Origin of the sequence: Spirosoma spitsbergense DSM 19989, from assembly GCF_000374085.1 — a bacterium.
GTDB lineage: Bacteria > Bacteroidota > Bacteroidia > Cytophagales > Spirosomataceae > Spirosoma > Spirosoma spitsbergense.
In genome coordinates this window covers 1-1,776 of sequence record NZ_KB893513.1, presented here as the reverse complement: position 1 = coordinate 1,776, position 1,776 = coordinate 1, and the positions used below count along the sequence as shown (strand labels likewise).

General features: G+C 40.4%; 2 protein-coding genes. Both read right to left on the bottom strand.

The features are described 5' to 3' along the window. Nucleotides 1-55: 55 nt before the first annotated feature. Nucleotides 56-523 carry a hypothetical protein gene (locus B157_RS0113140; protein WP_020603784.1) on the bottom strand — a complete coding sequence of 156 codons (468 nt, stop codon included), beginning with the start codon at nucleotides 521-523 and terminating at the stop codon, nucleotides 56-58. Beyond that, a complete protein-coding gene (locus tag B157_RS0113135; RefSeq protein ID WP_020603783.1) occupies nucleotides 520-1,620 on the bottom strand; it encodes an AAA family ATPase in 1,101 nt (366 codons plus the stop codon). Before B157_RS0113135 ends, B157_RS0113140 begins: the two co-directional genes overlap by 4 nt. Nucleotides 1,621-1,776 lie beyond the last annotated feature (156 nt).

Sequence of the window (1,776 nt, the reverse complement as noted above, 5' to 3'; positions counted from 1 at the left end):
TTTGCCTGATGAGCAACCGATGGAATTTGGTTCGTCAGCAGATTGAGCCAATCAACTATGCGATGGCCGCATAGCGACATTTTGAATTGCACCCGCCATAAACCGCTTGTTTGGCCAATGAACGCGGTTGTGATTCTAGAAGAGATTTTTTACCCGGCTCTTCATGCCTGCGCTTGATGTACCAAAGCCAGTGTTCAATGCATTGAACAGGCAGCATTAATACGACAGGCTGGTGATCCTTGCAAATTTTTTCAAATGTATTCCGACGCAACTGTATAGTTGGCTCATGTGCTGTATCAACATCGCGTCCAACAAATAGAAACTCTAAACGAAATATTGCTTTCTGTAATAAAGCTTCTGGCAAAAAAGCATCAACTTGATCGCGACCTCTGACTTTTATTCTCCAACGAAAAGTCTCATCTTCGACAAACCTATCAGGGAAGCACTGAGCTAGATATTTGGCCAAGAAATTTCTCTGGGCTTCGTCCTCACCAAAGAAGCCATAAATGATAATATCGCTCATTTTGGCACTCCTCCCAGAAAGCCAATTGTCCATGAATCGCCTAGAGCATCTGTATATTTAGGTGGTGAAAAACCTAGTTCTTTACTTTTTTCTGTATCTGGTTCAATGACGTCTCTTTGTAGGTTTTTAACGTGGGTTGCTCCTTCTTCGTCTTTATCGAATATAAAAACGCTTTCCGTCATATCGGCAAACATGTCGACAACTATAGGGCTATGAGTTGTCATAATAACCTGAACATCCTTTTCTTCCGACAATCGTAAAATGAACTGAATAACCTCGAAAATCCGGCGTGGATGAATGCCTTTTTCAGGTTCTTCGAGAAGCAAAAACTTAGGTGGATTTGGCTGGTTAATGATACAGAGAAGGGCCAGGAAATAAAGCGTACCTTCTGAAAGCTCATCAGCCCAGTATATGGTTTTTTGCTTACCATTGGTTAAGCCAATTCGTTTGAATGTTTTATCGCCAAATTCTTTAATCAGATTTTCACTTGATTTAACAATCTGAAAATTAATTTCTGTGAATTCTGGTAAACACTTGCCTAGGTCATTCCTGATTTGAGAAAAATTGTCGTGGAATTCATCTCTCATACGATCGAAGAAAGCGATCATATTCGAAGCATCCTTATTCAATTTCGTTGAACCCTCACCAATTGGAGCAGGCTTGTCAAGCTTGTTAGAATCAATTTTATAAACATCAAACAAACCGAAACCTTTTTCGAAAATTTTCCAATCGATATCTTCTGGAGAATTCGGCGAATTAATTATATCAAAGTAGTTAGCGAAACTTATTTGAGCAAATCCACTTTCTTCATCTTCCTCGTTAAGAGCGTCCCCTATAAGAACGTGGTCGTATTTACCGTTTTCATAAATACTATCAAATATCAAATGAATATCTGGTGAATTGCCAATATCCTTTCTATATCGATATTCTTTCGGAAGCTTTATTGCTCCCCCTACGGAATCAGAGACAAACTCCAACGCCTTCAAAAAATTCGTCTTGCCTGAGTTGTTCGGGCCGATGAGCAGGTTTACTTTTTGCAGGTCGAGCGTGACGTCTTTCAGGCTCTTGAAGTTTTGGATGGAAACGCGCTTGAGCATAATGGTCGGTAGTTATGGGCAAGTTACCAATTTATAACCGGTTCAAACATGCGATTCCGTTAGCGGGCGAATTATTGATTTGAATTAATTAACCGCCGAGTTCCTTTTGAGGGCATGGGCATAGATACCCTTGGGATTGAACAGACCACAGTAGGA